This window comes from Haloferax massiliensis (assembly GCF_001368915.1).
GTDB classification, from domain to species: domain Archaea; phylum Halobacteriota; class Halobacteria; order Halobacteriales; family Haloferacaceae; genus Haloferax; species Haloferax massiliensis.
Genome location: NZ_CSTE01000002.1, coordinates 1,350,975 through 1,375,442 on the forward strand (window position 1 = coordinate 1,350,975; position 24,468 = coordinate 1,375,442).

24 protein-coding genes and 7 pseudogenes are annotated in these 24,468 nt (G+C 70.7%); 12 read left to right on the forward strand and 19 right to left on the reverse strand.

Going from position 1 to position 24,468, the window contains the following annotated elements:
* The first annotated feature begins 26 nt into the window (after window positions 1-26).
* The 5 genes from BN996_RS20135 (at window position 27) to BN996_RS10960 (ending at window position 2,738) form a co-directional block, all read left to right on the forward strand.
* Window positions 27-188, forward strand: coding sequence for a hypothetical protein (locus tag BN996_RS20135; protein ID WP_167344129.1), 162 nt, complete (start codon window positions 27-29; stop codon window positions 186-188).
* 121 nt (window positions 189-309) lie between these two features.
* Entirely contained in the window at window positions 310-582 is a 273-nt protein-coding gene (locus BN996_RS10945; RefSeq protein ID WP_004971253.1) for a winged helix-turn-helix domain-containing protein, read from the forward strand.
* Between the two features lie 112 nt (window positions 583-694).
* Complete coding sequence (locus BN996_RS10950; protein ID WP_089778978.1) at window positions 695-1,477, forward strand: MBL fold metallo-hydrolase; 783 nt, start codon at window positions 695-697, stop codon at window positions 1,475-1,477.
* 96 nt (window positions 1,478-1,573) lie between these two features.
* Window positions 1,574-2,269, forward strand: coding sequence for a YkgJ family cysteine cluster protein (locus BN996_RS10955; protein ID WP_089778980.1), 696 nt, complete (start codon window positions 1,574-1,576; stop codon window positions 2,267-2,269).
* Between the two features lie 64 nt (window positions 2,270-2,333).
* The gene (locus BN996_RS10960; protein ID WP_089778982.1) at window positions 2,334-2,738 is read left to right on the forward strand and encodes a TRAM domain-containing protein; all 405 of its coding nucleotides are present in this window, start codon (window positions 2,334-2,336) and stop codon (window positions 2,736-2,738) included.
* Between the two features lie 176 nt (window positions 2,739-2,914).
* Here BN996_RS10960 and BN996_RS10965 read toward each other — a convergent pair whose 3' ends face one another.
* A complete protein-coding gene (locus BN996_RS10965; RefSeq protein ID WP_089778984.1) occupies window positions 2,915-4,612 on the reverse strand; it encodes a radical SAM protein in 1,698 nt (565 codons plus the stop codon).
* A 120-nt stretch (window positions 4,613-4,732) separates the two neighbouring features.
* Between BN996_RS10965 and BN996_RS20140 the strand changes: the two genes are divergently transcribed.
* Window positions 4,733-4,891: a DUF7559 family protein gene (locus BN996_RS20140; RefSeq protein WP_167344130.1), complete on the forward strand. Its 159-nt coding sequence runs from the start codon at window positions 4,733-4,735 to the stop codon at window positions 4,889-4,891.
* Window positions 4,888-5,373, forward strand: a complete 486-nt coding sequence (locus BN996_RS10970) for an Hsp20/alpha crystallin family protein (protein WP_089778986.1) — start codon at window positions 4,888-4,890, stop codon at window positions 5,371-5,373. The genes BN996_RS20140 and BN996_RS10970 overlap by 4 nt, the downstream gene beginning before the upstream one ends.
* Window positions 5,374-5,418: 45 nt before the next feature.
* Here the strand turns inward: BN996_RS10970 and BN996_RS10975 are convergent, their stop codons facing one another.
* On the reverse strand, window positions 5,419-6,585 hold the full coding sequence (locus BN996_RS10975; RefSeq protein ID WP_089778987.1) for an NAD(P)/FAD-dependent oxidoreductase: 1,167 nt from the start codon (window positions 6,583-6,585) through the stop codon (window positions 5,419-5,421).
* Between the two features lie 261 nt (window positions 6,586-6,846).
* Window positions 6,847-7,529: pseudogene (locus BN996_RS10980) on the reverse strand (DUF7388 family protein).
* A 430-nt stretch (window positions 7,530-7,959) separates the two neighbouring features.
* Between BN996_RS10980 and BN996_RS10985 the strand changes: the two are divergent.
* Window positions 7,960-8,448, forward strand: a complete 489-nt coding sequence (locus tag BN996_RS10985; protein WP_089778989.1) for a DoxX family protein — start codon at window positions 7,960-7,962, stop codon at window positions 8,446-8,448.
* 134 nt (window positions 8,449-8,582) lie between these two features.
* Here BN996_RS10985 and BN996_RS10990 read toward each other — a convergent pair whose 3' ends face one another.
* The 4 genes from BN996_RS10990 to BN996_RS11005 form a co-directional block, all read right to left on the reverse strand.
* Window positions 8,583-9,179 carry an NUDIX hydrolase gene (locus BN996_RS10990; protein WP_089778991.1) on the reverse strand — a complete coding sequence of 199 codons (597 nt, stop codon included), beginning with the start codon at window positions 9,177-9,179 and terminating at the stop codon, window positions 8,583-8,585.
* Between the two features lie 29 nt (window positions 9,180-9,208).
* Window positions 9,209-9,697 (reverse strand): DUF7109 family protein, encoded by a 489-nt coding sequence (locus tag BN996_RS10995; protein ID WP_089778993.1) that lies wholly within the window; start codon window positions 9,695-9,697, stop codon window positions 9,209-9,211.
* The gene (locus tag BN996_RS11000; RefSeq protein ID WP_089778995.1) at window positions 9,694-10,800 is read right to left on the reverse strand and encodes a glycosyltransferase family protein; all 1,107 of its coding nucleotides are present in this window, start codon (window positions 10,798-10,800) and stop codon (window positions 9,694-9,696) included. Before BN996_RS11000 ends, BN996_RS10995 begins: the two co-directional genes overlap by 4 nt.
* Before the next feature lie 88 nt (window positions 10,801-10,888).
* Complete coding sequence (locus tag BN996_RS11005) at window positions 10,889-12,049, reverse strand: MFS transporter (protein WP_089778997.1); 1,161 nt, start codon at window positions 12,047-12,049, stop codon at window positions 10,889-10,891.
* A gap of 157 nt (window positions 12,050-12,206) precedes the next feature.
* Between BN996_RS11005 and BN996_RS20145 the strand changes: the two genes are divergently transcribed.
* On the forward strand, window positions 12,207-12,377 hold the full coding sequence (locus BN996_RS20145; RefSeq protein ID WP_167344131.1) for an HVO_0758 family zinc finger protein: 171 nt from the start codon (window positions 12,207-12,209) through the stop codon (window positions 12,375-12,377).
* 46 nt (window positions 12,378-12,423) lie between these two features.
* Here the strand turns inward: BN996_RS20145 and BN996_RS11010 are convergent, their stop codons facing one another.
* The 5 genes and pseudogenes from BN996_RS11010 to BN996_RS11030 form a co-directional block, all read right to left on the reverse strand.
* Window positions 12,424-13,515, reverse strand: a complete 1,092-nt coding sequence (locus tag BN996_RS11010) for an aldo/keto reductase (protein WP_089778999.1) — start codon at window positions 13,513-13,515, stop codon at window positions 12,424-12,426.
* Between the two features lie 71 nt (window positions 13,516-13,586).
* Window positions 13,587-14,771 (reverse strand): DHH family phosphoesterase, encoded by a 1,185-nt coding sequence (locus BN996_RS11015; protein WP_089779001.1) that lies wholly within the window; start codon window positions 14,769-14,771, stop codon window positions 13,587-13,589.
* Window positions 14,772-14,872: 101 nt separating this feature from the next.
* Complete coding sequence (locus BN996_RS11020; protein WP_089779003.1) at window positions 14,873-15,769, reverse strand: SDR family oxidoreductase; 897 nt, start codon at window positions 15,767-15,769, stop codon at window positions 14,873-14,875.
* Window positions 15,766-16,185, reverse strand: coding sequence for a DUF5791 family protein (locus BN996_RS11025; RefSeq protein WP_089779005.1), 420 nt, complete (start codon window positions 16,183-16,185; stop codon window positions 15,766-15,768). Before BN996_RS11025 ends, BN996_RS11020 begins: the two co-directional genes overlap by 4 nt.
* A 57-nt stretch (window positions 16,186-16,242) precedes the next feature.
* Window positions 16,243-18,450, reverse strand: a pseudogene (locus BN996_RS11030) (DUF7286 family protein); the annotation flags it as partial.
* A gap of 29 nt (window positions 18,451-18,479) precedes the next feature.
* Here BN996_RS11030 and BN996_RS20820 point away from each other — a divergent pair.
* Window positions 18,480-18,671, forward strand: coding sequence for a hypothetical protein (locus BN996_RS20820; RefSeq protein WP_394326164.1), 192 nt, complete (start codon window positions 18,480-18,482; stop codon window positions 18,669-18,671).
* On the opposite strand, the pseudogene BN996_RS20905 reads toward BN996_RS20820, so the two are convergent.
* The 7 genes and pseudogenes from BN996_RS20905 to BN996_RS20825 form a co-directional block, all read right to left on the reverse strand.
* Window positions 18,627-18,734: pseudogene (locus tag BN996_RS20905) on the reverse strand (DUF7286 family protein); the annotation flags it as partial. The gene BN996_RS20820 and the pseudogene BN996_RS20905 overlap by 45 nt on opposite strands.
* Entirely contained in the window at window positions 18,722-19,606 is an 885-nt protein-coding gene (locus BN996_RS11035; RefSeq protein ID WP_089779007.1) for a DUF7284 family protein, read from the reverse strand. The gene BN996_RS11035 and the pseudogene BN996_RS20905, both read right to left, overlap by 13 nt.
* Complete coding sequence (locus BN996_RS11040; RefSeq protein ID WP_089779923.1) at window positions 19,603-19,995, reverse strand: DUF7285 family protein; 393 nt, start codon at window positions 19,993-19,995, stop codon at window positions 19,603-19,605. Before BN996_RS11040 ends, BN996_RS11035 begins: the two co-directional genes overlap by 4 nt.
* Window positions 19,973-20,110: pseudogene (locus BN996_RS20910) on the reverse strand (DUF7283 family protein); the annotation flags it as partial. The gene BN996_RS11040 and the pseudogene BN996_RS20910, both read right to left, overlap by 23 nt.
* Window positions 20,053-20,571 (reverse strand): annotated as a pseudogene (locus BN996_RS11045) (pilus assembly protein); the annotation flags it as partial. The pseudogenes BN996_RS20910 and BN996_RS11045, both read right to left, overlap by 58 nt.
* Window positions 20,565-21,416 (reverse strand): annotated as a pseudogene (locus BN996_RS11050) (ATPase, T2SS/T4P/T4SS family); the annotation flags it as partial. The pseudogenes BN996_RS11045 and BN996_RS11050, both read right to left, overlap by 7 nt.
* Window positions 21,392-21,583, reverse strand: a pseudogene (locus BN996_RS20825) (DUF7311 family protein); the annotation flags it as partial. The pseudogenes BN996_RS11050 and BN996_RS20825, both read right to left, overlap by 25 nt.
* A 493-nt stretch (window positions 21,584-22,076) precedes the next feature.
* On the opposite strand from BN996_RS20825, the gene BN996_RS11065 reads away from it, so the two are divergent.
* A complete protein-coding gene (locus BN996_RS11065; RefSeq protein ID WP_089779013.1) occupies window positions 22,077-23,159 on the forward strand; it encodes a tubulin/FtsZ family protein in 1,083 nt (360 codons plus the stop codon).
* A 204-nt stretch (window positions 23,160-23,363) separates the two neighbouring features.
* Entirely contained in the window at window positions 23,364-24,467 is a 1,104-nt protein-coding gene (locus BN996_RS11070; RefSeq protein WP_089779014.1) for a glutamate-cysteine ligase family protein, read from the forward strand.
* The last annotated feature ends 1 nt before the right edge of the window (window position 24,468 follow it).

Genomic DNA, 24,468 nt, shown 5'->3' on the forward strand with positions numbered 1-24,468 from the left:
CGTCCGCTGAGCGCGTATCATGTCATATGCCAACATGTAAAAACTGCGGCGCGACCTGCGAGGCCGACGCGTTAACACGGCACGTCAGCGAGGGGTGGCTCGTCGTCCACTGTCCGGACTGTCACGCGCCGCTGGGAAGCTATCGACTCGGCACTCCCGCGGTCGATACGAGACGAAACGCGGAGTGAGCCGGCTACCCGCGGCCGATTTTCGAACAAACGCGGAATATTAATATGTGTATTATGTGTCTGGATTCTTTTCACACACTTGTAGCTAACTCTTAACACGGAGCAACCGACTGTGACGGGTATGAGCACCACCTCTGCAGAGCCAGATACTGAAGACCTGCTCTCGGAAGCCGAGTTCCGAGAGCGCCTCCGCGAGCTTCCCCCGAGCGCGAAGCTCGTCGCGAAAGTCCTCGAAAGCGACGCGCCCCTCTCGCAGGGCCAACTCGCCGAGGAATCGCTGCTGCCGGACCGCACCGTCCGCTACGCGCTCAACCGTCTCGAAGAGTCTGACCTCGTCGGCTCGCGTTACTCCTTCAAGGACGCGCGAAAGCAGGTCTACTTCCTCAACACGTAAGCGCGCGGTCCCGCGATAGCGCGACAGAACACGCCCGCGGGGGCGCACTCCCGCAGACCAAGCCACCACTTCTCTCGAACTACCTAACTAATCGGCGAGCGTAGCCGCCGCCATGCACGTCACGCGCGTCTCCGTTCCCGTCGCCACCCGCGCGCCGACCGGCGCGACGAACGCCTACCTCGTCGCCGACGACGGCGACAGCCTGCTCGTCGACCCCGCGGCCCGCACCGACGACCTCGACGATCTCGTCGCGCGCGAGGGCGTCGACCACCTCGCGGTCACCCACACCCACGCGGACCACGTCGGCGCGGTCGCCGCCTACGCCCGCGAGACCGACGCGACGGTCTGGTGTCGCCGCGGCCGCGAGCGCGCCTTCGCGGCGGCGGCAGGGGTCGAACCCGATCGGACGTTCGCCGAGGGGTCGACCGTCCCCGTCGGTGCGGGCGTCAACGTGCTCGACACGCCGGGGCACGCCCGCGACCACGTGAGCTTCGTCGCCGGCGACGACGTGCTCTGCGGCGACCTCGCGGTGGCTGAGGGGAGCGTCGTCGTGGGCGCGCCCGAGGGCGACGTGCGCGCCTACCTCGTCGCTCTCAGGCGACTCCACGCGCGCGGTCCCGAGCGACTGCTTCCCGGTCACGGCCCCGAAATTACCGACACGCGGGCGACGCTCGCGCGACTCGTCGCGCACCGAAACGACCGCGAGCGGGCCGTCCTCGACGCGGTGCTGGCCGGGAACGCGACCCCGGACGCCGTGACCGACGCCGCCTACGACAAGGACGTCTCCGCCGTGCGCGACCTCGCCCGCGCGACGGTCGTCGCGCACATCGAGAAACTCGCCGCCGAGCGGCGGGTCCGGTGGGACCCCGAGGCCGAGCGGGTCGAACCGCGATAGGGCGCGCGTCGCCGGCGTCCGGATTCGCGGGTGGTCGGGGGCCGCGCTCCCGCGAAAAACCGCGCCCCTCTTTGGGCTCGCGCCCGCATCGCGGGTATGGACCTCGACGCCGAACTGGCCCGCGCCCGCGACCTCGACGTGTCGGAACTCGCCGACGCCATCGAGTCCATCGGCTTCGAGTGCACGCGATGCGGGGCCTGTTGCAAGGGCTACGAGGCCGACGACGGCCCCGAGCCGCACACCGCGACCGTCTTTCCGGACGAGGTGCGCGCCCTGCAGGACGCCGCCGGAGGCGACTCGGACGGCGAGTCGGGACCCCCGACGGAGTGGCGCGACGTGGCCCGCCCGATGCCCTACGGCCTCGTCGAGGGCGACGACGGCCCCGAGGGCGAGACGTTCGAGTGGGCGCTCCAGACGACCGCCTGCGGCGACTGCCGGTTCTACGAGGAAGACGGGTCGGGACAGGGTGCCTGTCAGGTCCACGAGGACCGCCCGCTCATCTGCGAGACCTACCCGTTCAGCGTCGCCCTCGGCGGGACGAGCCAGCCGATGGGCGAGGCCGTCGACGAGGAGGGCGTCGTCCGCGCACACGAGTGCGAGGGCCTCGGGCGGGACATCTCCCGGGAGGACGCGGAGGAACTGGCGCGGGCGCTGAAAGAGCGGGCGATTCGAGAGCTACGCGAGGCGCGGGGCGTCACCGAGGCCTACGAACCGGTCGAGACCGGCCCGGGCGAGGTCGTCGTTCACGACTCGGAGGGCGCGAAACGGCCCGACGGGACGCGGGTTCAGTAGTCGAATCCGCTGACTGCGGTACATCTTTAACACTCCGGCCTGACCACATATTGGAGGTCTTACGGTGGAAATCTCAGATAAACTCCTGTGTCTGTTCAATGCTGACGTTCGCACCGAGGACGACCGTTACGTCGTCGAAATTCCGCGCCGCGAAGTCGAGACCGGGACCGTCGAACCCGGCGAGACCTACCGCGTCGCGCTCATCTCCCGCGAGTCGAACGAACCCGCCGAGTCCGAATCGAACGCCGGGCCGACGCCCACGAACGAACCGCAACCGCCCGTCGAAGCCGGCGAACTCCGCTACGTCGAAATCGAGGACATCGGCAAGCAGGGCGACGGCATCGCCCGCGTCGAGCGCGGCTACGTCATCATCGTACCCGGCACCGAAGTCGGCGAGCGCGTGAAAGTCGAAATCACCGAAGTCAAGTCTAACTTCGCCGTCGGCGAAGTCGTCGAAGACGACTTCTGACGGCGCTGTTTTCTCGGTTCGACGCCGTCCGCCTCACCGACAGTTCTCCCGCGGTCGACAGACCACGACTGCAAGTGAACGACGCACCACGCTTGCGAGTGAACGCGCCGGTCGAGTCGGGAGCGCAGGGAGAGCGTAGTTGCACGTGAAGAATCAGGTTTCGAGTTTCGAGACGCCTACTGAACGTACTTCGTCACGTCGGCATCGACGCCCACGTCGGCCGCGTCGGCGTAGGGGCGATTCACCACGATGTCGCCGGCGGTCGACCGGCCGATGCCGGGGATGGCGGTGAGTTCGTCCATCGACGCCTCGTTGAAGTCGAGCGGGTAGGGAACGCCGGTGACGGAGCGGTAGCCGTGGTCGACGACGGCCACGTCGATTGTCTTTCCGAGTTCGCGCTCGCCCGGAATCCCGACCAAAAGCGGGTAGGTCCCGAGCTGGCGGCCGAACGTCCGGCCGTCCTGATGGTATTCGAGGTGGACGTTCGGGAGGACCGTGCCCGCGGGGGCGACCCGGCGGAGCATCGGGCGGTCGATCTCCTCGCGGACTTCTTTTTTGTACGTCTTGAACAGCTGTTTGTGGTCGCGGGCGATGTCGGCGCCCGTGTCGGACATGTCGGTGCCGTCGAACGCCATCACCTGCCGGATGTTGATGCGGCGGACCATGAGGCCCTCGTCGTAGACGCGGTGGAGGAACCGCTTGTTGTGCTCGAACGTCTCCTCGCGCTCGCCTTTCAGCCCGTGGAGGAGGTTGATGCCGGGGAGGAGCTTCGGCAGGCGGTTCGCGGCGTCGGAACCGTGGGTCGGCGCGTCCGCGGGGTCGTCGCCGGGCCGCCAGCCGGCGACCTCGTTGACGATTTTGACCGCCTCGAAGCACTCGTCGGCGGAGACGTTGAGGTTGTTCTCCTCTTGGACCACGGGGTCGGCGGATTCGAGGCCGAACGCCGCGGTGTCGCCCGCCGTGTTGTGCTCGGCGATGACGCGGAGCGCCTCGCGGGACTTCTCGGGCCAGCCGACGATGGTGATGGGGTTGACGTTGTCGAGGTGGAGCGTGCCGAGGTCCGGCGCGACCTCGCGGATGCCGCCGTAGAGCCGGCGGAGCGCGTCGGGGTTCGGAGCTTCGCCGTCGCCGCCGAACGCGAGGATGTCGGCCTGCCGGCCGAGTCGGAAGTGCCGCGCGCCGCGGTCGTAGAGGTTCTCGACCTCCTTGACGACGGAGTCGGCGGTGCGGAACGCGGGGTTGCCGTACAGCGGTTCGGTGCAGAACGAACAGCGGTAGGCACAGCCCCGCGAGGTCTCCATCTCGCAGATGAGGTGGTCGGGGTGGTTCGGGTGCTGTTCGACCACGAACGCGCCCGTGGCGGCCCAGCGGTCGAGTTCCTCGTTGTCGCGCATGCGGTTGCCGAAGCCTTCGAGGCCGGAGTCGACGAGGTCGTAGGCGGCCGCCTCGATGTCGCCTTTGGCGACGAAGTCGTAGTCGAGGTTCTTGCGCTCCATGTCCTGGCCGCCGGCGTTCTCGTCGCCGACGCCGAAGCGAATCGGCCCGCCCATCAGGGCGGTGCCCTCGGCGACCCACGCGAGTTCGCGCACCTCGTCTGGCTCGGCGGGCGTCCCGCCGACGTACTTGCCGGGGACGGTCATGCCGCCGATGTAAATCATGAGGTCGGCGTCGGCCACGTCGCGCCACTTCTGTCTGTCGTCGCGGAGTTCGTCGATGGTGTGGTAGACGACGTTGGACTCGGGGACGCCCGCGTCGACCACCGCACCCGCGGTGAACCTCGGATACGTCGAGATGTACGGCGGCACGCCGAAGTGCGCCGGCTCGTCGACGTACCCGTCGACGATAGTCACGGTGAGGTCGGCGGGGTCGGTCATCGGTCGCGGTTCGGGTTCGACGCGGAAAACGCAACCGGTCGGCGCTCGCGGCCCCGCGCCGCGTCGTGGGGCGCTTCCGCCTCCCGCGCGTTTATGAGCGTGGGAGCGTAACTGACGGCCATGCCCGCGACCCTCGAAGTCAAGTGCGCCAACGAGGACTGCGAACTCGATATGTTCGAGATGCACTACACCTACGATATGCCCGACGACGTGACGGTGGCGGACTTCTCCTGTCCGTACTGCGGCGAGTCCCGCGCGCTGGAGGAGATTCAGCTATGAGCGACCTGCGGAAGTTCGGCGAGTCGGCGGCGAACGCCGTCCTCGAACGGGTCGGCCGCGGCGTCAGCCAGATGCAGGAGCGCAAGCCGCTGGCCCACGACCTGCTCGAATCCGAGGACGCCTACCTCGTCGTCTTCGACGCGCCCGGCGCTCGCGCCGAGGACGTGCAGGTCCGCTTCCTCGACGGCGAGGTCGAGATTCGCATCGACCGCTTCCGCGACTTCCACGAGGGCTACGAGATGCGCTTCCCCGGCCGCGGTCTCACGCTCTCGGGGAAGGCGACCATCCCCTCCGACGCCTCGGTCGAGGCCGCCGAGGGGACCGCCACGGTCGGCAAGAACGGCACGCTCCAGATTCGGATTCCCAAGGACGAGCGCGCGAGCGACATCGCCGTGACCGAGGAGGACGACGAGTCGGACGCCGACGCCGAGTCCGACGACGACGAAGTCGACTTCGGCGACGTGGACGACCAAGACGCCTGACGTGCAGTCTTGGGCGCGACGCGCCCGCCGTTCCTCGTTTTCTCGTTAGTCGCCGTCGAGCGTCATCCCCTCGACCACCGCGAACTCCTCGTCGCCGTCGAAGCGGCGGGGGTCGAACGCGCCGGGAATCGATTCCTGACCGTCGCCGAGCACCGCCTCCGCGAGTCGCTCGCCGATTGCCGGTGCCCACATGAAGCCGTGGCCGTGCCAGCCGGCGGCGACGAAGACGCCCTCGGCGACCGCGCCGACGAGCGGGTTCCGGTCCGGGGTCGCCCCGCAGAGGCCGGCCCACGCGCGGTCGAGTTCGGGTTCGGTCGACCCGTCTGCCTCCGACTCGCCCATATCGCCGACCGCCGTCCGGTGTCGAACCGCGTCGAGGGCGTCGGCGACGAACCAGTCGTCCGCGGTCGGGTCCCAGTCGTCGGGGTCGGGTTCGACCGGTTCGACGCCGTCGCCCGCGAGGACGCCCGCGGGGTGCGGCCGGAGGTACGACTCCTCTGTCGCGTCGTAGACGGTCGGCCCGCGGTAGTCGCAGTCGGCGACGAGCGCCTGCGCCCGGTAGGGTCTGAGCGCGATGGGGTGGCCCGCGTCGGCGAGCAGGCGGCGCGAGTGGACGCCGGCCGCGACGACGACGGCGTCGAAGCGGGCGGTCACTACGTCGTCGACGGCGACGCCCGGCGGGTCCGCCCGGAGTGACACCGCGTCGCCGACCCGGAACTCGACGCCCGCGGACTCGCACTTCTCGACGAACAGGTCCACGTAGGCCGCGGGGTCGGTCCAGCCGGCGTTCTCGGCGACGCCCGCGAGGAGCACGTCGTCGGTCCGAACCGGGAACCGGCCGGCCAGTTCGTCGGGCGCGACGAGCGACACCGCGCGGTCGTGGACGCGCATTCGCTCGACCGCCCCTTCGAGCGCCGCGGCCGCCGCGTCGTCGCCCTCGCGCGCGAGGAAGACGTAGGGCGTCTCGTGGAAGGCGAACCCGCCGTCGCCCGAGAGGCTCCGAAACCGGGCCATCGCGCGGTCGGCGACGGCCACGTCGATGTCCTCCGCGTAGGCGTCGTAACAGATGCCGGCGGCGCGGCCCGTCGCCCCGCCGCCGGGCGCGTCGCGCTCGAACAGCGTGACCCGCGCCCCGCGCTCGGCGAGGTCGAAGGCGGTCGTCAGGCCGACCGCGCCCGCGCCGACGACCGCGACGCGCGCTGATTCGTTCATACCCCGTCTGGGTCGGCGACCGACTTGAATGGCAGTTGCTCGCCGGTCGTGGGAGTGGCCGAGAACTTCGCGGCGCGGTCGCTCTGGATGTGTTGAGAGACGGGGTAGGTCGGCCGGCCGTGGCCCGCGTGGAAACCACGTGGGTCCGAAAGGAGCCACCCGACCGTGCCGTCACCTGTCCTCTCCGCCGACCGCCTAAAAGGCCTCCGGTGCTCGGCGGTCAGTTCGGAGACGCGGAGAATCCCGGGCGGCGCGCCCGACTTACTCGGCGAACTCGTCGACGCCGCGGGCGGGGTAGCCGACCACGAGGTCGATGCCGGCGTCGCGGAGGTCGTCGACGCGTCGTCGGGGAGCGCGCGAGCGACGGGCCGCCGGCGGGAGACGTACGCGCCGACGGCGTCGAGAATCTCGTCGTCGTCGTCGGTGAGGGCGGTCGGGGCGTAAACCGCGACCTCGCCGTCGAAGCCGGCCGCTCGGAGCGCCCGAACGTCCCGGCGGGTCGACCGCGAGAGGAGTTCGTACTGCGTGCCGCCGGCGGCGAGGGCGATTCGCTCGATGCCCTCGGTGCCGACCCACGCGTCGGGCGCGCGCTCTCTCGCGGCGCGGAGCCGGGGGGCGACCGCGCGGCCCGCCTCGTCGTCGGTCAGATACGCGCCGTGACCGGCCACGAGCACCTGCCGAATCCCGTCGGGGAGCCACTCGTACAGCGAGTCGTCGCCGAGCGGGTCGAAGCCGTCGGCGCGGACCGGCGTGGTCAGGCGAACCTCTTTTTCGGCCGCGAGTTCGCGCAGCACGTCCTCGTCGGGGAGTCGCTCGCGGCCCTCGTAGTCGATGGCGACGACGTCGAGCGGGACCGACAGCGCCTCGCGCACGTCGCACTCGGCGGGCTTGAGGGCGACTGCGTCCAGACCGGCTTTCGAGACCGCGCGCTCGGCGGTCAGCATGCTATCACCACAGAAATTTCAGTACCGTCGCGGAACGCGATCCATCGTCTGTGCGACCATGTGAGAACGAGTAGCGCGGAGGAGGCCAAAACCCTGTCGATGACGGCGATGCTGGCTCGTCGCGGCGGCGTTTATATACCGTCTATCGGCCCGGCCGCGACCGGCTCCGAATCGCGTGCCAGTCGGTCTCACCGCGAGAGACCGCCGTGTTCACCCGCGCACCGACACGATTGTATTCTGGACGCAATTCTGAACCCCGATTAGTATTCGAAAACGAATCGTGACAGTCTCAAACGCCCGTTTTCGGTCATTCCCAGTTCTATGGATTCGGAAATCGCGTCGCCGTTATATGGGGTTCGCGGCCGACGATTCAGATGTAAGGTGAACCGAGATGCCCGCTAACGCACAAATCGAGATGCTGGGGAACAGAATGGACTTCGACTACTCGCGGGGCGTCACGGGCTACGTGCTCGTGTTGACCCGCATCATCACCGGCTACTGGTTCCTCCACGCCGGGTGGGGGAAGCTGACCGGTGAGCCGTTCAGCGCCGCGGGCTACCTCGCGAACGCCCCCGCAGCCTCGCCGCTGCAGGGCTTCTTCGCGTGGGCCGCCGCGACCCCGTGGCTCCTCGACCTCACGAACTTCATGGTTCCGTGGGGCGAGTTCCTCATCGGTCTCGGGCTCATCGTGGGCGCGCTCGTTCGGCTCGCCGCCTTCTTCGGCGGCGTCCTGATGGTGTTCTTCTACCTCGGGAACGCCGATTGGGGCCACGGCGTGGTCAACGGCGACCTGTTCGGCCTCATGATGTTCGCCATCGTCGGCGCGCTCGCGGCGGGCCGCATCCTCGGCCTCGACGCCATCATCGAGAAGATGGAGTTCGTCCGACAGCGCCCCGCGCTCAAGTACCTCCTCGGCTGAGGGGGTACCCGGGGGCAGAAAGGGAAGGGAGTTGTCGCGGGGGCGACGACACGCTGACGCCGGTTTGTTTTTCCGAACTGACGCAGACACCGCGAGCGGCCGCGCCGGCCCGCCCGTCGATAGAACGTCCCGCGCTACACCGGGTAGTCGGCGTCGGGGTCGACCACGCGGTCGACCTCCTCGGGGACGCGCCAGTCAGTCGTGAGTTCGAGCAGTTGGACGAGCATCCGCCCGGTCGCGCCCCAGACGGTGTAGCCGTCGACGTGGAAGAAGTGGAGCCGAATCTCGCCGTACTGCGGGTGGTCGCGGCGCTCCGACTCGTAGTTCGCGCGGGCGGTCAGGTCGTCGACCGCGAGCACCGCGATTTCGGCCACCTCGCGCCGGTCGGGTTCGTACTCGCGGTCGGGCACCGTGGCGACGAACGGCGAGACGGCGTAGTCGGTCACGGTTCGGATGTCGTCGAGTCGGCCGTGGAAATCGGCCTCCTCGGGTCGGAGCCCGATTTCCTCGTTGGACTCGCGGAGCGCGGTCGCCCGCAGGTCCGCGTCGCTCGGTTCGCGCCCGCCGCCGGGGAAGCTCATCTGCCCCGGGTGCTCGCCGAGGTGGTCGGCGCGCTTCGTAAACAGGATGTGCGGCCGCTCGTCGCGGAACACGACGGGGGCGATGACGGCCGCCCGTCGGCCCGCGTCGACGGTCACCGGCTCGTGTCGGCTGACGCCCGCGAGGTCCATCGTCACGATTCGTAAAGAGATGCCGCGACTTAGGCCTGCCCCTCCGCGTCCAGCGCGGCGTCGAGGCGGTCTCGAATCGACCCCACGTCGGTGTCGGCCCACGCTTCGAGGTCGTACGTCACGTCGAGTAGGCGGGCGATTTCGTCTTCGTCGCCGGCCTGAACCGCGCTCGCGGCCGCCGCGCGGAGGCGGGATTCGACCTGCGTGGCGAGTTCGTCCCGCGGCACCTCGCGGGTCGGGTAGTCGAGGATGTGCGGCAGGTCCTCCGCCCGGTCGGGGAGCGTCGGAAACGCCATCGGGCCGACGGTCAGGAGTTCCGCGTCCGTCTCGTCGTCCTCGTAGGGGACGAGGTAGTAGGCGTCGACCGCGTCGGAAATCGCGCCCGAGAGGGCCTCACCGTCGGTCTCGCGGCCCTGTTTGAACGCGAGTTCGCCCAGCGCCGTCTCCAGTTCCTCGCGGGTGAGCGCGCCGAAGAGGTCGACGACGCCCGCGAGGTCGTCGTAGGTCGCCTCGCTCATCGTCCTGCCTCCTCCCGCACGTCGTCGAGGTCGGCGCTCGCGGCGGCAAGCACCGCATCGGGCGACAGCGACGTGTCTTTCCACGCCGGGAGCCGCGTGTCCTCGCCGGGCTTCGAGATGGCATCGGCGTAGGTAGCGACCTGCTCGCGCTCGTCTCCGCGGTCGTAGTCGAAGCCGTTGAACGCCGCGTCGGCCGCGTACTGCTCGACCAGACGGTTCCCGGCCTCGCGGTAGCGCTCTGCGAGCGTGTCGAACTCGACGTCTCCGCCGTGTTCGACGACCGCCCGGAGGAGCGTCCGCCCGACCGACTCGCTCATGTCCGAGAGGCCGGTCGGCCCGCTCACCGAGCGGTGGTCGTGTTCGTACTCGCCGAGGTCGACCTGCGCGCTCCGGTCGAAGCCGGCGTGGGCGAAGGCGTCGCCGAGGGTGCCGACTTCGAGGCCCCACTTCCGCGGCGACCGCATCCGCACCGCGAGGTCCGAGGTGGTCGCGAACTCCCCGGCCAGCGCGTACCGAAAGGAGTCGAGGTACCGGACGACGGGGGCTTCAGTCTCGGCTTCGAGCGCGCGGACGAGCGGGGCGTAAAACAGCCTGAACAGCCGGCCGTAGAGCCGCCCCTCCTCGACGCGGGCGTAGTAGCCCTTCGAGAAGTCGTGGCCGTGCGCCAGCGGGAACAGGAGCCGCGGGACGTACCGCTCGTCGTAGGTCTTCGTGTCCGCGTCGTGGACGACGACGTACTCCTCGCGGGCGGCGCAGCCGAGCGCGAGCCACACGTCGCGGCCCTTGCCGCGCTCGCCGTCGAGACCGTGGGAGTCGAGGAGGTCGGCGACGCGGGGGCCGTCGCACCACAGCACGTCGAGCGGCAGGTCGTACTCGTCGAGCCAGTCGGCGAACGGGGCGACCCGGTCGGCGGGCGCGCGGAGGGGGACGACGACCCGCGCCGGCGAGAGCGACTCCAGCGTCGACAGCACCCGCTCGGCGGCGAGGCCGGCGTACTCCCGCTCCGTCATCGGCACGACCACGGCGGCGCGGTCGGTCGGGGCGTCGGGGACCGAACCGGCGAGGTCGTGGAGCGTCGTGACCCGCTCTTGTACGTACTCCATCGTGTCGGTCGTGGACCCGGGCGAGCAAAAGTGCGGCGAGAGCCGAACCGGCTGCCGGCTTCGCTCCGAGCGCCCCCGACCGACCCGTTCAGTTCGGGATGCGCCCGGCGCGTTGGAGCGCGATGAGTCCCGTGACGACGACCGCCAGCCCGACGGAGAACCAGAAGAACACCTCGTCGAACGCGTAGCCGAAGTCGGTCAGGGTGCCGACCGCGCCCGACCCGCTGGCCTGGAATATCATCATGCCGAACGAGTACACCGAGTAGGCGCTCCCGCGGCTCTCGTCGGGGAGCGTGTCGAGCAGGTAGGCGTCGAGCGCCGGAAAGAGGCTGTGGATGACGTAGCCGACGACCGCGGTGACGACGACGAGACCGACGAGGCTGGTCGTCATCGTGAGGACGAACACCGAGACGACGAACGAGACGAGCACGCCGAGGATGTACGGGATGCGCGGGAGGTTGTCCGCGAGCCGACCCGAGAGGAAGAACGCGGGCACGCCCGCGCCGAAGACGACCGTCAGCATGTTGCGCGCCGTCGTCGCCGGCAGGCCCTTCGACACCATGTACAGCTCGTAGAAGTTGAACAGGCCCTGCCAGACGAAGCCGGTGAAGCCGAGGATGACGATGCCGGTGAGGATGACCCGCCACTCCGTGCGGGCCGCGCCGAGGAGGTCGCGGTCGGCCGCGCCCGCGTCGGGGAGGTCCGTTGAGCGGGCGGTGACGAACAGCGCGAGCGTCACGACGGCGGCCGCGAGGCCGACGCAGACGAAGACGAGTTGCCACGCCGCGGAGACGAACGGGAGCCGCGGCACGAGGTCGGGACCGACCGCGAGGACGAGCGTGACGAAGGGGGCGACACCGACGGCCGCGAGCTGGCTGGCGGTGCCGTGGATGCCCATCGCGCGGCCGACGCGGTCGGGGAACAGCTCGCTCACGAGCGGGTTGGCGGCGACGAAGTACGCGCCCGAGGCGAGGCCCATCGAGACCGCGCCGACCATCAGCGTCTCGACGGTGGTCGCGCTGGCGGTGACGCCCGAGGCGACGACGAGGACGACGCCGGTCCCGAGCACCACCCGGTGTCTCGGAACGCGGGTGAGGAGCCAGCCGGTCGGGACGCGGAGGACGGCGCTCCCGAGCCAGACGAGGGTGGCGACGATGCCGACGGTGGCCCGGTCGACCCCGAAGAAGAGAATGAACTCCCCGAGAAGCGGTGCGAAGACGACTCGCGCGAGGTTGACGAGCAGCACCATCCCGCAGAGCGTTCCGAAGAGGCGGCCACGTGACACGGTCGGAAGCGCGCGCCGCGGGGTGACAACAGTTTCGACTGCACGAGACCACCAGACGTCGTGCGGGGTGAAAACGGGGATTGTCGTCGGGTTTTTATGTTCGTTGCACAAACGAGAACGTATGAAGACAACGCGGAAGGGGCTCCGAGACGGGGAGTTGGAGAAAGACACCTACGAGCGGCTGACCTGCGCCGAGTGCGGCGAGTCGCTGAAGAAGAAAAACGACCCGGACGAAGTGTTCTCGGTCCGCATCTGCGGCGACTGCGGACGCCAGTGGAAAGAGCTCAGATAGCCCCGAACCGACCGATAGCGGCCGTCCGACGGGAGTCGCCGGCCGCTCACTCGAAGACCGAATCGAACGTCCGCGCCCCGAGGGGATCGAACGTTCCGGCCGCGACGTTCTCCGCGACGTGTTCTACCGACGACGCACCGACGAGCGCGGCGGTCACGCCGGGCGCGCTCCGCGAGAAGTTGAGCGCCCGCTGGGCCGCCGTGTCGCCGGCGAGCACCGAGTTCACCGACGCCGGAATCTCCGCCGCGAGGTCGCCCTGCGCGAGGCTGGCGCTCGTGAAGGCGTGCAGGCCGTGTTCGTGGGCGTACCAGAGCGCGCTCATCGCCTCGCCCGCGTCGGTGTCGTGGGCCTCGACGGTGAACGCGTCGGCCATCACGACGTTGAACGGGAGCTGAATCGCGTCGAGCGAGTGCTCGTCGTTGCCGACGGTGTCGGCCGCGCGCTCGGCCCGGCGGACGAGTTCGGGCAGCGACAGGTACGCGTCGTGGCCGGGCGCGACGCGGAGGGCCTCCCACGTGGCGACGCCGTAGCGACCGATGTCGTCGGCGGCGACCCGGCGTTCGAAGACCTCGAAGGCGGCCTCGACGCGGTCGTACACCGTCTCGCGGTCGGCGACGGCCAACTGCGTCTCGGGGTTGTGGAGGTAGTAGCAGTCGACGTGGTCCAGCCCCGTCAGGTCGAGCGACCGGTCGATCATCTCGTCGACGAAGGCGGGCGCGATGGTGTGGCTGCCGTGGGCGAGTTCGTCCGGGTCGGCGAGGCCCGCGTCGAGGACCGTCTCGCGGACGTGCGCGCCGGGGTCGTCGGGGCGCTCGCGGTCGAAGGGGACGAAGCCGGCCTTCGAGGCGACGACGACGGCGTCGCGGTCAACGTCGGCCCCGCGGACCGCGTCGCCGACGACCCGCTCGGAGCGCCCGTGGCGGTAGTTCGACGCCGTGTCGACGAGGTTGACGCCGTGTTCGAGCGCCGAGACGAGCGACTCGCGGTAGCGGTCGTCGACCGCGTCGGTCGGCTCGCCGAGGTAGGTTCCGATGCCGATACTGGAGACGACGCCGGGGCCGAACCGGCGGAAGAAGGTGCGGCCGAAACTGTCGCCGAACCGGTCGCGGTAGGCCCACGTCGCCCGTCCTGTAGCCATGGGCGAGCCTACGGCGGCCGGCCGTTAAGGGCCACCGGTCCGCGTCCGGCGATGGCGGCCCGGTCCGAGGGTCAGATATCGCCCGACAACGCCTCGAAGATGTGTTCGACGAGTTCGTCGCGGGGGACGGACTCGCCGTTGCCGCCGTCGGTGACGGCGTCGGGCCGGATTATCTGCCCGCCGCCCATCCGGGCGTGGCCGCCGGCGCTCGCCCCGCGGTAGTGGTCGAGGGCGGACTCCAGCGTCCGGCCCATGTGGACCCGGTCGTCGCGGGAGCGCCCCGAGAGGTAGACGTTGCTCTCGCGTTCGCCGCAGACGACCGCCGCGGTGACGCCTTCGAGTTGGATGAGTTCGTCGGCCGCCTGCGGGATGGCGTCGACGTTCGAGATGGTGCCGATGTCGGCGACGGCGAAGGGGCCGCGCACGTCGCGGCCGGCGATGGCGCGGGCCTTCGCCTCCAGCACCTCGCGGGAGACCTCGGGGTTGGCGATGCGGTCGAGGTGGTCCTCGTTGACGCCGGGAAAGAGGAAGCCGGCGGCGGCGAAGTCCGCGGCCGAACAGCCCGCGGTGAGGTGTTTGGTGTCCGTGAGAATCCCGTAAACGAGGCCCGTGGCGACCTGCGAAGGGACGGTGTAGGAGGCGTTCACCTCGCTGGCGTGCATGTCCGGCGGGACGGGTTTCGCGCCCACGTCGCGGAAGTACTCGGCGACGATGCTCGAACACGCGCCGTAGTCGGTCCGCACGTCGGTAAAGGCCTCGCCGGTCCCGTCGCCGGGGTGGTGGTCGACAACGGCGTATGGGAGGACGCCCTCCGCCCCCGCGAACCCGCGGGGTTCGTTGTGGTCGACGAGGACGACCGCTTCGGCGGCGAGGTCGCTCACGTGGTCGATGGGGTCTAAGTCGAGGTCGAGAACGGTTCGGAACGCGCGATTTTCCTGGTGTCGAATCTGGCCGGCGAACTGGATGGTCGGTGTGGTTCCGACCTGTTCCGCGAGACAGGCCACGCCGATCGCCGCGGCCATGGCGTCGGGGTCCGGGTTCGGGTGCATGAGGACGGCGATTTCGTCGACGCCCTCCAGCGCCTCGGCGAAGCGCGTCCCCATCGGCCGCTTGAACCGAATCGCGGCGTAGACGACGAGCGCGAGCGCACCGAGCGCGACGACGACCGCCGCCGCGATTTCGGGGTGGGTGCGCACGAACGAGTCGAGAGACTCGAAGATAGCACCCGTGTCGAACTGCCCCACCGGACCCAGCATACACAACACGACCGAGGCCTACCGTATGAATATTCCCCCTAATCGAGCTATCCTGAGTGACAGAATTTCGGCGGTTCGAACCTGTCGACCGCGGAATACGCTCAGTCGCCGTCCGCTCGGTACGCGTCGATTGCCGCCCGGTAACCCTGCCGATACGTCGGATACGCGAACGAATAGCCGAGTTCGCGGAGGTAGTCGTTCGAACAGCGCTTGCTCGTCAGAATGCGGCGACGGGCGGCCTCCGAGAGGTCGCCGTCGGCGAGGCGCTCTTCCTTCGTGCGCTTTTCGGGGCGCGGGACGCCGCACTCGTCGGCCAGCCAGTCGGCGAACGCGTGTTTCGAGACGGGTTCGTCGTCGACGACGAGGACGGTGTCGTCGCGGGCGCGGCCGGTTTCGAGGAGGTACGCGACGACGCCCGCGGCGTCGTCCCGGTGGACCATGTTGAGATAGCCCGCCGTGACCGGGCCGTTCAGGTAGCGGTCGAGTCGGTAGCGGTCCGGACCGTAGAGCCCGGCGAACCGGGTGACGGTCCCCTCGATTCCGCGCTCTGCGGCGTGCTCGCGAGCGACGCGCTCGGCCTCGGCGAGGACGCGCGTCTTGTCGGTCGTCGGGTCCAGCGGCGTCGACTCGTCGACGAAGTCGCCGCCGTGGTCGCCGTAGACCCCCGTGCTCGACGTGTAGACGAGTCGCTCGGGCGGCGAATCGCGGCCGGCGAACTGGTCGATTGCCGTTCGGAGTCCCTCGACGAAGACGGTGCGGGCGGCGTCGGCCCCGCGGCCGCCGGAACTCGCGGCGAAGACGACGTGGTCCACGTCGGGGACCCCCCCGAGGGAGTCGGCGTCGGTCACGTCGGCGCGAACCGCTTCCGCGCCGGTCGCTTCGACGGCGTCGAGACCGTCGTCCGAGCGGCGGACGCCCCACACGTCGTGGCCGTCGGCGACGAGCGTGCGGGCGAGTTCGAGGCCGACGTAGCCGCAACCGAGGACGGCGACTCTCATCGCTCGTTTCGGACGGCGATGACGTGGTGGATGGCGGCCAGTTCGTTCAGCGTGGCGGCGGTGCGGCCCTCGATGGCCTGTTGAATCTCCTGTCCGGAGAGGTCGAGGTCGACCTCGGACGCGAGCGTGTCCACGTCGAGGATGCCGCTCGTCATACCCATGAGGAGGTGGTCGCGGAACTCCCAGACGATGGCGTCGGCGTCGGGGTTGCCGTCGGCGAGTTCGAGGACCGCGGCGGCCTGTTCGAGCGTGAGGTCCAACACGCCGTTCGACAGCGCGGCCTCCGAGACGCCGGCGGCCTCGGCGGCCGTCTCCGGTCCTGCGGCGTCGACTGCGCGGCGAATCTCGTCCTCGTAGGCGGCCCGCAACTCGTCGGCCGAGAGGGTTCCGGGCTTCGCGGCGGCGTCGTGCAACATACACGCGGGTTCGGCGTTCCGGCGGCAAAACGGTTGCCACTCGGGTCGTATTGGCGGCTACTCCTCGGGAGGGCAGTCGGCCGCGACGGTGCAGCCCGGTCCTCCCTGCCACCCCTCGGAGCGCTCGTCCGCGTTGCCGTCGATGTCGCCGACGCCGACGCCCGACGGCGGGACTGCGACGACGATTGGCGTCCGCACCTCGAACGAAACGCGGTCGCCGCGGCCGACCGTCTCGGCGACGCCGTCGCCGTCCCAGTCGAGGGCGACGGGCGACCCGTCGCGGGCGTACGTGAGCGACTCCGTGTCGCCGCGGGCGTGGACGCGGAACTGCGCGAACTCGCCGGCGACCGCCACGTCCCAGACGTTGACCGTCGCGTACCAGGAGCCGGGGACGGGCGCGACCGGCATCCCGGCGGGGACGCGCTTGAACGGCGTGTCGAACCGCGAGTCGAGCGTGTCGTTCAGGCGGTCGGCGACCGCGTCCTCGGTGGCGTTCATCGCCGCGTCGGTCGCCACGTCGGCGACGGCCTGCTGACGGGCGGTTCGCGTCGTCTCGACCGTCCGGTTCGTGAGCCGCTGTGGGACCGTCGTCGAGCGGTCTCGGCGGACGGTTCTGAACGCCACGTCGAGGCGGCGTTCGAGGAGGTCGGCCTCGACGGTTCCCGGGGCGGCCGCCTCGACGGCGATTGCGCGCGCCGCGGAGCCGTTCGTAATCGCCAGCGCCCGGTGAGCGGGGTCATCCCACGCGCCGAGCGAGCGCTCCAGAATCCGTTGGCGCTCCGTCACGGAGTGATTGGTGTGGTCGCGAAGCGTGTGGCGGGCGGCCGTCTCCGCGGGAACGACCGACCGGTCGACCGCGGTTTCGAGCCGGTCGCGTCTGTCGGCGAGCGTCTCGTTCGTCCCGTTCGTGTTTTCGAGCGTCGAGTCGGCCGCGAGGAGCGTGCGGGCCGCGACGCGAAGCGGGACGCGGCGGTTCGAGCCGAACACCGGTTCGAGAACGGTGTCGGCGGCGTCGCCGTAGGGGAGCGTAAACAGGTTGGTGTTGCGGGCGACGAGCGGGTGATAGGTGCCGCCGCGGGCGACCGTCGGGACCGAAGCGCCGTCGAGGCCGCCGAGCGAGAGGTACATCGGGTCCGCGTCGGGGACGAACCTGACGCCGCTTTCGTTGGCAGTTCCGTTCGCGCCGTCGGCTCGCGAGTCACCGAGCGCCGCGCGGGCGACCTCCTCGGCGCGGACCGCCTCCGAGAGCGACCCGAAGTCCGCGTCCCTGCTCGCGTTGTTGGCCGCGTCGCTCGCCGCCGCGGTCTGGTTCGCCCGGCGGTCGAGCGTCGCCAGCACGCGGTCGAGGTAGGTCGCGCGAACCGCGACGCGCGTCCGGTCCGCGACGCCGTCGTAGGCGGCCGGTGCGCCCACGAGGTCCCGGCGGTCGGCGCGGAGGTCGGCCGCGAGTTCCGCGGCGAGATTCACCTCGCCCGCGGCGACTCGCCGTGCGGACGCCGTCACGCGCCGGTCTCTGACCCGGTCGGCGAGCGCGACGAGGTCCGAGCGAACCCAGCGGTCGAGACCAGATGCCATCGGCGCGGTCGCCTGCCGCGGCTCGGGCGGGTTGCCGGTCGCAACGTCGCAGGCGATATCGTCGAAGCCGCCGCGCGTCACGACCATGTCGGCGGCCGCGTCGGCGGCCGCGGCGAAGTTCTCGCCGTCGAGCGCGCCGCCGGGGGTACTCGCGGGGTCGATGGGGCGCACGGGGGCGGAGACGGCGGCCGGGTCGACGACGGCCGCGAGGTCGACGCGCGTCCTCGTCTCCGTCCGCGCTTCGGTCTGGAGCGTCTCGTTGCCCCGACGGAACGTCCGAGTGGTCGTCTCGACCGTCGTCACGATGCGGGAGCCGGCGTCGACGACGACGGTGTCGGCTTCGACCGCCGGCGTTCTCGTCGGGACCGTCTCGGCCGACGACGACGTGTCGGTCGAGATGCTGACGAGCGTCCACCCGCGTCCGGAGTTCTCCGGCGGGTCTTCGGTCCGGGAGAGAACGTCCGTCTCGGTCTCGATTTCGACCGCGGCGCGGTGGGCGTCCGCGACCACGTCGTCGTAGGCCGGCGCGTCGCCGCGGCCGTCAAGGAATCCGACCAGCGCGTGGTCGGCGGCGGAGCCGACGGAGGCGTTGATGGTCCGGTTCGTCGGTATCTCGCTCGCGGCCGACTCCGCGGCCGGGTTCGGTGCTGGAAGCGCGTTCGCCAGTTCGGGCGCGGCCGGAAAGCGCGTGGTCGGCGGCGGAGCCGACGGAGGCGTTGATGGTCCGGTTCGTCGGTATCTCGCTCGCGGCCGACTCCGCGGCCGGGTTCGGTGCTGGAAGCGCGTTCGCCAGTTCGGGCGCGGCCGGAACGCCGGTCTGCGCGGTCCATCGCGTCGTCGACGCGGCGGTCGGCCACGGGGTCGTGGCCGGCGAGCGCGCCGGAGAACGTCGCGCTCCCGACGAGCAGTAACACGCCGAGCAGGGCGAAGGGAACCCGGCCCCGGTCGTCGTCGGCGAGCCTCACGGCGACCACGTCCTGACGACGACGGTGACGCGCCCCACTGAGACCGCCTCGGCGGCGGCGCGCGGGGTGTCGTACCGGTCGCGCATCGTCTCGGCGAACCGCGGGTTCAGCGCCGCCGCGAGGTCGGCGTTGGCGGCGCGGGTCTCCTCGCGGGCGACCTCGGGCGCGACGGAGGCCCCCGCCAGCGCGCCGGTCCGCTCGTACCGATGGGTCATCAGCGTCGACACCGGCTCGTCGCCGCGGAGCGCGAGCCGGGCGAGCGCCGGCGGGAACAGCCCGGCGACGGTCCGGTTTGCGACGAGCCGAGCGACGGCGTCGAAGCCGTCATCGCTTGCGGCGAGCGCGTCTTCCCGGGCGGCGGGGAACCCGCTCGGCACGTCGAGCGTCGCGGAGTGAACCGTCGCCGAGGACGGCGGCGCGGGACCGAGGGTGTCGTTCGCACGGACGGACGAACCGGGGAACGGCGTCCACGAGACGGCGACGGAGACGCCGCGGGTCGGGAGTTCGGAGGCGACGCGGGCGGCGGTCCGCTTCCGGAAGTCGTCGCGGGCGCGGGTCACGCGAGCGCCCTCGACGGTGACCGCGCCGAGCGTCGCGCGGGCGAGGAGTCCGGCGAGACTGCCGTGGGCGGTCCGTTCGAGTTCGCGGGGGTCGACGCCGTCGGCATCGAGCAACGACGCGTCGGCCGCGTCGACGCCGGGGGCGAGCGAGTAGTCGACCGTCGCGGTGCTCGTCGCCAGCGACGAGGCGACCCCGTCGGCGTCGACCGCGGCATCGCCGCCGAGGCCGGTGTCAGCGCCGGCGTCCGCGGTGACGACGAGGCCGATGCTCGCGCTCACGAGAAGCAGACACACCGTCACGTCGAAGACGAGGTCGGTCATCGCCACACCTCGACGCGGAGCGTTCCGAAGCGGACGCGTCCGGGTTCGGCGCGGACGGTGACCCGAGTCGAGTCGGCGTCGGCGTCGGCGGGCGCGTCGGGACCGACGGCGCGGCGGTCGTCGTCGATTGCGACGACGACGCGGCAGGAAAAGCCGTCAGGACAGGCGTCGCGGGCGTCCGAGAGCCGCGAGACGACGACGACGCCGGAGTCGTCCGCGAGGGCGGACTCGACGTTCGACAGCGCGGCGGGCGCGAGGTCGCGGTCGGCGGTCGGCAACGAGTCGTCGAGCACCGTCGCGTAGCACGAAATCGCCGCGCAGACGACGAACAGCGCGGTGAGTGCGGCGACGGGCGAGGTCTGCGCCCTACGCCGAGACGACGGTGACATCCGTTCCCTCCCAGTTGACGTGGCGGACGACGAGCAGTTCGCCGGCGGGTCGCCACGAGGCGTCCCGGTCGCGTGCGGTCTCGGCCGCGGCGGCGAACGCGGCGGGCGAGTCGAAAGCGGGTCGTCGCCGCCGCGCGCGGCGAACGCGCTGGCCCGCTCGACCGAGGGCTCGATACGCATCCGAAGCGCGATGCGGCCGACGAGTTCCGGCGCGTTCCCGAGCGCCCGCGTCCGGCGGAGCGTCGCCAGCCAGACGGGGAGCGTGTGGACCGCGTGGGTCGCGCCGAGCGCGGCCGCGAGCGCGACGAAGACGACCGTGACGGTCGGGAGCCGAGCGACGAGGGCGACGAGTCCGCCGAGCAGTCCGGCGGGGAGCGCCGCGCCGTAGCCCGCGGCGACGACCGTCTCGGAGGGGAGGTCCGAGTCGAGAAACGCCAGCGACCGTTTGAGGTCGTCGCTCGGCTCGGCGTCGATGGAGTCGGGCGAGAGCCGCGCGAGCGTCGTCGCGGCCGCGTGGGCCAACCGGGACGCATCGGAGTCCGCGCCCGCGCTCGCGGCCGTGTCCGGACTCAGCATCCCGAACCACGCTCCGCGCGGGCCGCGGCGAGGTCGTCTGGAGCCGTCCGTTCCGTCTCGGCGAGCGAGGCGAGGTGGGCGGCGCGGGCGTCGAGCGCGTCGAGCACGTCCGCGTACGACTCGCCGGGGCGTGCGAGCGACTCGACCCCGAGGCTGTCGCCGCGCGCGACCGACCCCGTCGGTTCGAGCGCGCGCCCGTCGTGTTCGAACAGCGTCTCGAACGCCGCGTCGTCGCCGACGGGGCGGACCTCCTCGACTCGGGCGACGCGGTGTGCGTCCGCGTGCTCGCAAGTGACGACGAGGTCGGTGGCGGCGAACGACGACGCCGGGACGTCGAGGTCGGAGACGACGCGCTCGCGCACGTCGGCGGCTCCGTCGCCGTGGATGGTTCCGAGGACCGCGTTGGCGTTCGCGCCGACGCGCATCGCCTCGTAGAGGACGGCGGCCTCCTCGCCCCGGACTTCGCCGAGCGCGAGCGCGCCGTCACCCAATCGGAGCGCCGCGTGGAGCGCCTCCTGCGGCGTCGGCTCCGGGCCGCCGGTCGTGTCGGTTCGGAGCGTCTGCACGTCGCGGTCGGCGTCCAGCAGGCTCGACGCCGGGAGCTCCGGCGTGTCCTCGATGAGCACCGTGCGAACGTCGCGGGGGAGTTCCCACAAAAGCGAGCCGAGGAACGTCGTCTTGCCGGCTCCGCGAGAGCCGGCGACGAGGACCGACGCGCCGCGTTCGACCGCGAGCGAGCAGAGCGCCGCGGCGTCGGCCGACAGCGTCCCGTTGGCGACGAGCGCGGGGAGCGTCAGCGGCGTCTCGTCGTGGCGGCGGAACGCGAAGCCGAGCCCGTCGCTGGCGGCGTCGGGTCTTCCGCCGCCGCAAGCGCCGTCGCGGCGTGCGCGATGTCGTCGGCCATCGAGCCGATTTTCACCGTCGTCGCGTCCGTTCGGGCCGCGTCGGCCGCCGGGAAGACGACGCCCGCGATGGCGACCGCGAGGAGACACGCGAGGACGACGCGAATCACAGCGCGTCGCGGAGGCGAGCGGCCAGTCCGCGGTCGGTGGGGTCGTCGCGCGAACCGGAGGTATCGTTCCGGGAGTCGCCGGCGCGGGAGTCGGGAGCGACGTGAGAATCGCGACCGGCGCGAACGGCGGTCCCGGCCGTCTCGTCACGCCGAGGAGAATCGTCGTACGCGCCATCGGCTTGCCCGGCGGGCGACGTCGCCGCGTCCGTGGCGAGCGCGTCGGCCGTGCGGTCCGCCGCGGGCGACGCCGTCTCGTCGACGAGTTCCGATTCGAGCGACTCGGCCTTGGCGAGCGCGGCGTTCGCCCGGCGCTCGACGTCCTCGTTGACCGCGGTCGGCAGCGGCGTCGCGGCGAGTCGGGTCGGTCGTCATGGACCGGCGTGGTCCCGCCATCCGTGATAAAGCTCCGGGGCGAGGGCCGATTCGAACGGTCGGGTGAGCCAACATTCCACATGTGAGGAATGTTCAAGGTGACAGCCCGAGTGAATCATGTATGAAAACCGTCCTGATTGGTGTGGGACAGGCGGGCGGGAAGCTCACGTCGGCCCTCCAGTCGTTCGACCGGCGGATGGGGTTCGGCGCGGTGCTCGACGCGGTCGCGGTGAACACCGCGAGAGCCGACCTCCAGTCGCTTCCGGTCGAGACCGTGCTCATCGGCCAAGACCGCGTCAGCGGGCACGGCGTCGGCGGCGACAACGAACTCGGAGCCGAGGTCATGGAGTCGGACCAGACCGAGGTCATGTCTGCCCTCGACGGCCGCGTGACGGCCGAAGCGGAGTCGATTTTCGTCGTCGCCGGCCTCGGCGGCGGCTCCGGCTCGGGCGGCGCGCCCGTCCTCGCGAAGGCGCTCGCCCGCGTCTACGACGTGCCGGTGTACGTCCTCGGAATCCTGCCCGGACGGGACGAGGGGGCGATGTATCAGGTGAACGCCGGCCGGTCGCTCAAGACCGTCGCCCGCGAGGCCGACGCCGTCCTCCTCGTCGACAACGACGCCTTCCGGTCGTCCGGCGAGTCGATGAGCGAGGGCTACGACGCCATCAACGAGGCCATCGCTCGCCGCGTGGGCCTGCTCCTCGCGGCCGGCGAGGCGACCGAGGGCGTCGGCGAGAGCGTCGTCGACAGCTCCGAGGTCATCAACACCCTCCGTTCCGGAGGTATCGCCGCGCTCGGATACGCGAGCGCCGAGGCCTCCCCGAACGCCGAGGACAACATCAACGCGGTCATGAGCACGACCCGCAGCGCCGTCCTGACGGGCACGAGCCTGCCGGACGCGAGCGACGCGGACTCCGCGCTCGTCGTCATCGCCGGGGAGCCCGACACCATCCCGCGGAAGGGCGTCGAGCGGGCGCGTCGCTGGGTCGAAGAGGAGACCGGCAGTCTGGAGGTCCGCGGCGGCGACTTCCCGCTTGAGAGCGGCCGAATCGCGTCGCTCGTCCTCCTCGGCGGCGTCGAGCGCTCCGAGCGGGTCGAGTCGTTCATGGAGCGCGCCCGAGAGGCCATCGACCGGGCGAAGACCGAGACGCGAGCGGACCCCAAAGAGATGTGGCACAACGACGACCTCGACGACCTGCTGTGAGCGCCGACGCGGTCGCTGCGGTCCGAACGACCACCGAGTGAGAGGTATCGAGGACGTTCGTCCAGCGATTCCGCGAGCATCGTCCAGTCTGCGAATGTTTTTTCCGTATCCCCGCCCACCCATGTCATGTGTTAACAAACATTTCTTTCGAGGGGAGCGAAGCGATGCGCGTGAGAGTCGGCTCGGCACGACGCCGGGGTCGACATGTCTGAGTCGACCTCGGGCCCGCTCCGGCGAAGTATCGAAGTCGAGTACTGGGTCGTCGAGGAGGACGGGTCGTTCACCGACCCGGGCGGGCTCGTCGACGCCTCGCCGGGGGCCGAACGGGAGTTCGTCGAGCCGGTGTTGGAGGTGAAGACGACGCCGTGCGACTCGGCGGCCGAGCTGCGCGAGGAGTTGTACGAACGGCTCGGGGACGTCCTCTCGCGGGCCGAGGAGGTCGGAAAGCGGCTCGTCCCGCTCGCCACGCCGCTCAGCGACGAGTCGGTGACGGAACTGGACAGCGACCGGACGCGCATTCAGAACCGCGTCGTCGGGTCGGACTTCCAGTACGCGCGACACTGCGTGGGGACGCACGTCCACGTCGAACAGCGCCCCGGTCGGGAGATCGACCAGTACAACGCGCTCGTGGCGCTGGACCCAGCGCTGGCGCTCGTGAACTCCTCGCCGTACTACGACGGGAAGCGGTTGGCGGCGGGCGCGCGGTCGAAGCTGTACCGCCGGATGACCTACGACGACGTGCCGCATCAGGGGCGACTGTGGCGCTACGCCGACGACACGCGGGAGTGGTCGCGCCGCCTCGAACGCCGGTTCGAGGAGTTCCTCGTGCGCGCCGAGGAGGAGGGCGTCGACCGGGCGACCATCGAGGCGAACTTCAGCCCCGAGAGCGCGGTCTGGACGCCGGTGCAACTCAGAGCCGAGTTCGGCACGGTCGAATGGCGCTCGCCCGACTGCTCGCTCCCGAGCGACGTGCTCAGACTGGCGAACAGCGTCGCGGACGTGGTGAACCGCCTCGACGACGCGACTCTCAGAATCGACGGCGACGGCGGGCGCGTGACGGACGAGGGGGTCGTCCTGCCCGAGTTCGACGCGGTGCTCCGCTACGTCAACGCCGCCATCGAGGACGGACTGGACTCCACGGAAGTGCGGTCGTACCTCGACCGGATGGGATTCGACTTGGACGCCTACAGCCCGGTGTCACACGAGATAGACGGCCGCGAGACGGTCACGCCCGCGGACGCGCGAGAACTGCGGCTGACTCACGCGGACCGGCTCGAACGGGACGTTCGGAGCGCAGTACGGCAATAAG

Excerpts from the sequence above, each read along its gene's own strand:
- BN996_RS11070 (WP_089779014.1), top strand. The coding sequence starts at position 23,364 with ATGTCTGAGTCGACCTCGGGCCCGCTCCGGCGAAGTATCGAAGTCGAG.
- BN996_RS20820 (WP_394326164.1), top strand. The coding sequence starts at position 18,480 with ATGGTCCGGTTCGTCGGTATCTCGCTCGCGGCCGACTCCGCGGCCGGG.
- BN996_RS11040 (WP_089779923.1), bottom strand. The coding sequence starts at position 19,995 with ATGTCACCGTCGTCTCGGCGTAGGGCGCAGACCTCGCCCGTCGCCGCA.
- BN996_RS11025 (WP_089779005.1), bottom strand. The coding sequence starts at position 16,185 with ATGTTGCACGACGCCGCCGCGAAGCCCGGAACCCTCTCGGCCGACGAG.
- BN996_RS20135 (WP_167344129.1), top strand. The coding sequence starts at position 27 with ATGCCAACATGTAAAAACTGCGGCGCGACCTGCGAGGCCGACGCGTTA.
- BN996_RS10955 (WP_089778980.1), top strand. The coding sequence starts at position 1,574 with ATGGACCTCGACGCCGAACTGGCCCGCGCCCGCGACCTCGACGTGTCG.
- BN996_RS11010 (WP_089778999.1), bottom strand. The coding sequence starts at position 13,515 with ATGGCTACAGGACGGGCGACGTGGGCCTACCGCGACCGGTTCGGCGAC.
- BN996_RS20145 (WP_167344131.1), top strand. The coding sequence starts at position 12,207 with ATGAAGACAACGCGGAAGGGGCTCCGAGACGGGGAGTTGGAGAAAGAC.
- BN996_RS11005 (WP_089778997.1), bottom strand. The coding sequence starts at position 12,049 with ATGGTGCTGCTCGTCAACCTCGCGCGAGTCGTCTTCGCACCGCTTCTC.
- BN996_RS11035 (WP_089779007.1), bottom strand. The coding sequence starts at position 19,606 with ATGACCGACCTCGTCTTCGACGTGACGGTGTGTCTGCTTCTCGTGAGC.
- BN996_RS11065 (WP_089779013.1), top strand. The coding sequence starts at position 22,077 with ATGAAAACCGTCCTGATTGGTGTGGGACAGGCGGGCGGGAAGCTCACG.
- BN996_RS10965 (WP_089778984.1), bottom strand. The coding sequence starts at position 4,612 with ATGACCGACCCCGCCGACCTCACCGTGACTATCGTCGACGGGTACGTC.
- BN996_RS10995 (WP_089778993.1), bottom strand. The coding sequence starts at position 9,697 with ATGAGCGAGGCGACCTACGACGACCTCGCGGGCGTCGTCGACCTCTTC.
- BN996_RS11000 (WP_089778995.1), bottom strand. The coding sequence starts at position 10,800 with ATGGAGTACGTACAAGAGCGGGTCACGACGCTCCACGACCTCGCCGGT.
- BN996_RS10975 (WP_089778987.1), bottom strand. The coding sequence starts at position 6,585 with ATGAACGAATCAGCGCGCGTCGCGGTCGTCGGCGCGGGCGCGGTCGGC.
- BN996_RS10985 (WP_089778989.1), top strand. The coding sequence starts at position 7,960 with ATGGACTTCGACTACTCGCGGGGCGTCACGGGCTACGTGCTCGTGTTG.
- BN996_RS10945 (WP_004971253.1), top strand. The coding sequence starts at position 310 with ATGAGCACCACCTCTGCAGAGCCAGATACTGAAGACCTGCTCTCGGAA.
- BN996_RS10990 (WP_089778991.1), bottom strand. The coding sequence starts at position 9,179 with ATGGACCTCGCGGGCGTCAGCCGACACGAGCCGGTGACCGTCGACGCG.
- BN996_RS10970 (WP_089778986.1), top strand. The coding sequence starts at position 4,888 with ATGAGCGACCTGCGGAAGTTCGGCGAGTCGGCGGCGAACGCCGTCCTC.
- BN996_RS11015 (WP_089779001.1), bottom strand. The coding sequence starts at position 14,771 with ATGCTGGGTCCGGTGGGGCAGTTCGACACGGGTGCTATCTTCGAGTCT.
- BN996_RS20140 (WP_167344130.1), top strand. The coding sequence starts at position 4,733 with ATGCCCGCGACCCTCGAAGTCAAGTGCGCCAACGAGGACTGCGAACTC.
- BN996_RS10950 (WP_089778978.1), top strand. The coding sequence starts at position 695 with ATGCACGTCACGCGCGTCTCCGTTCCCGTCGCCACCCGCGCGCCGACC.
- BN996_RS11020 (WP_089779003.1), bottom strand. The coding sequence starts at position 15,769 with ATGAGAGTCGCCGTCCTCGGTTGCGGCTACGTCGGCCTCGAACTCGCC.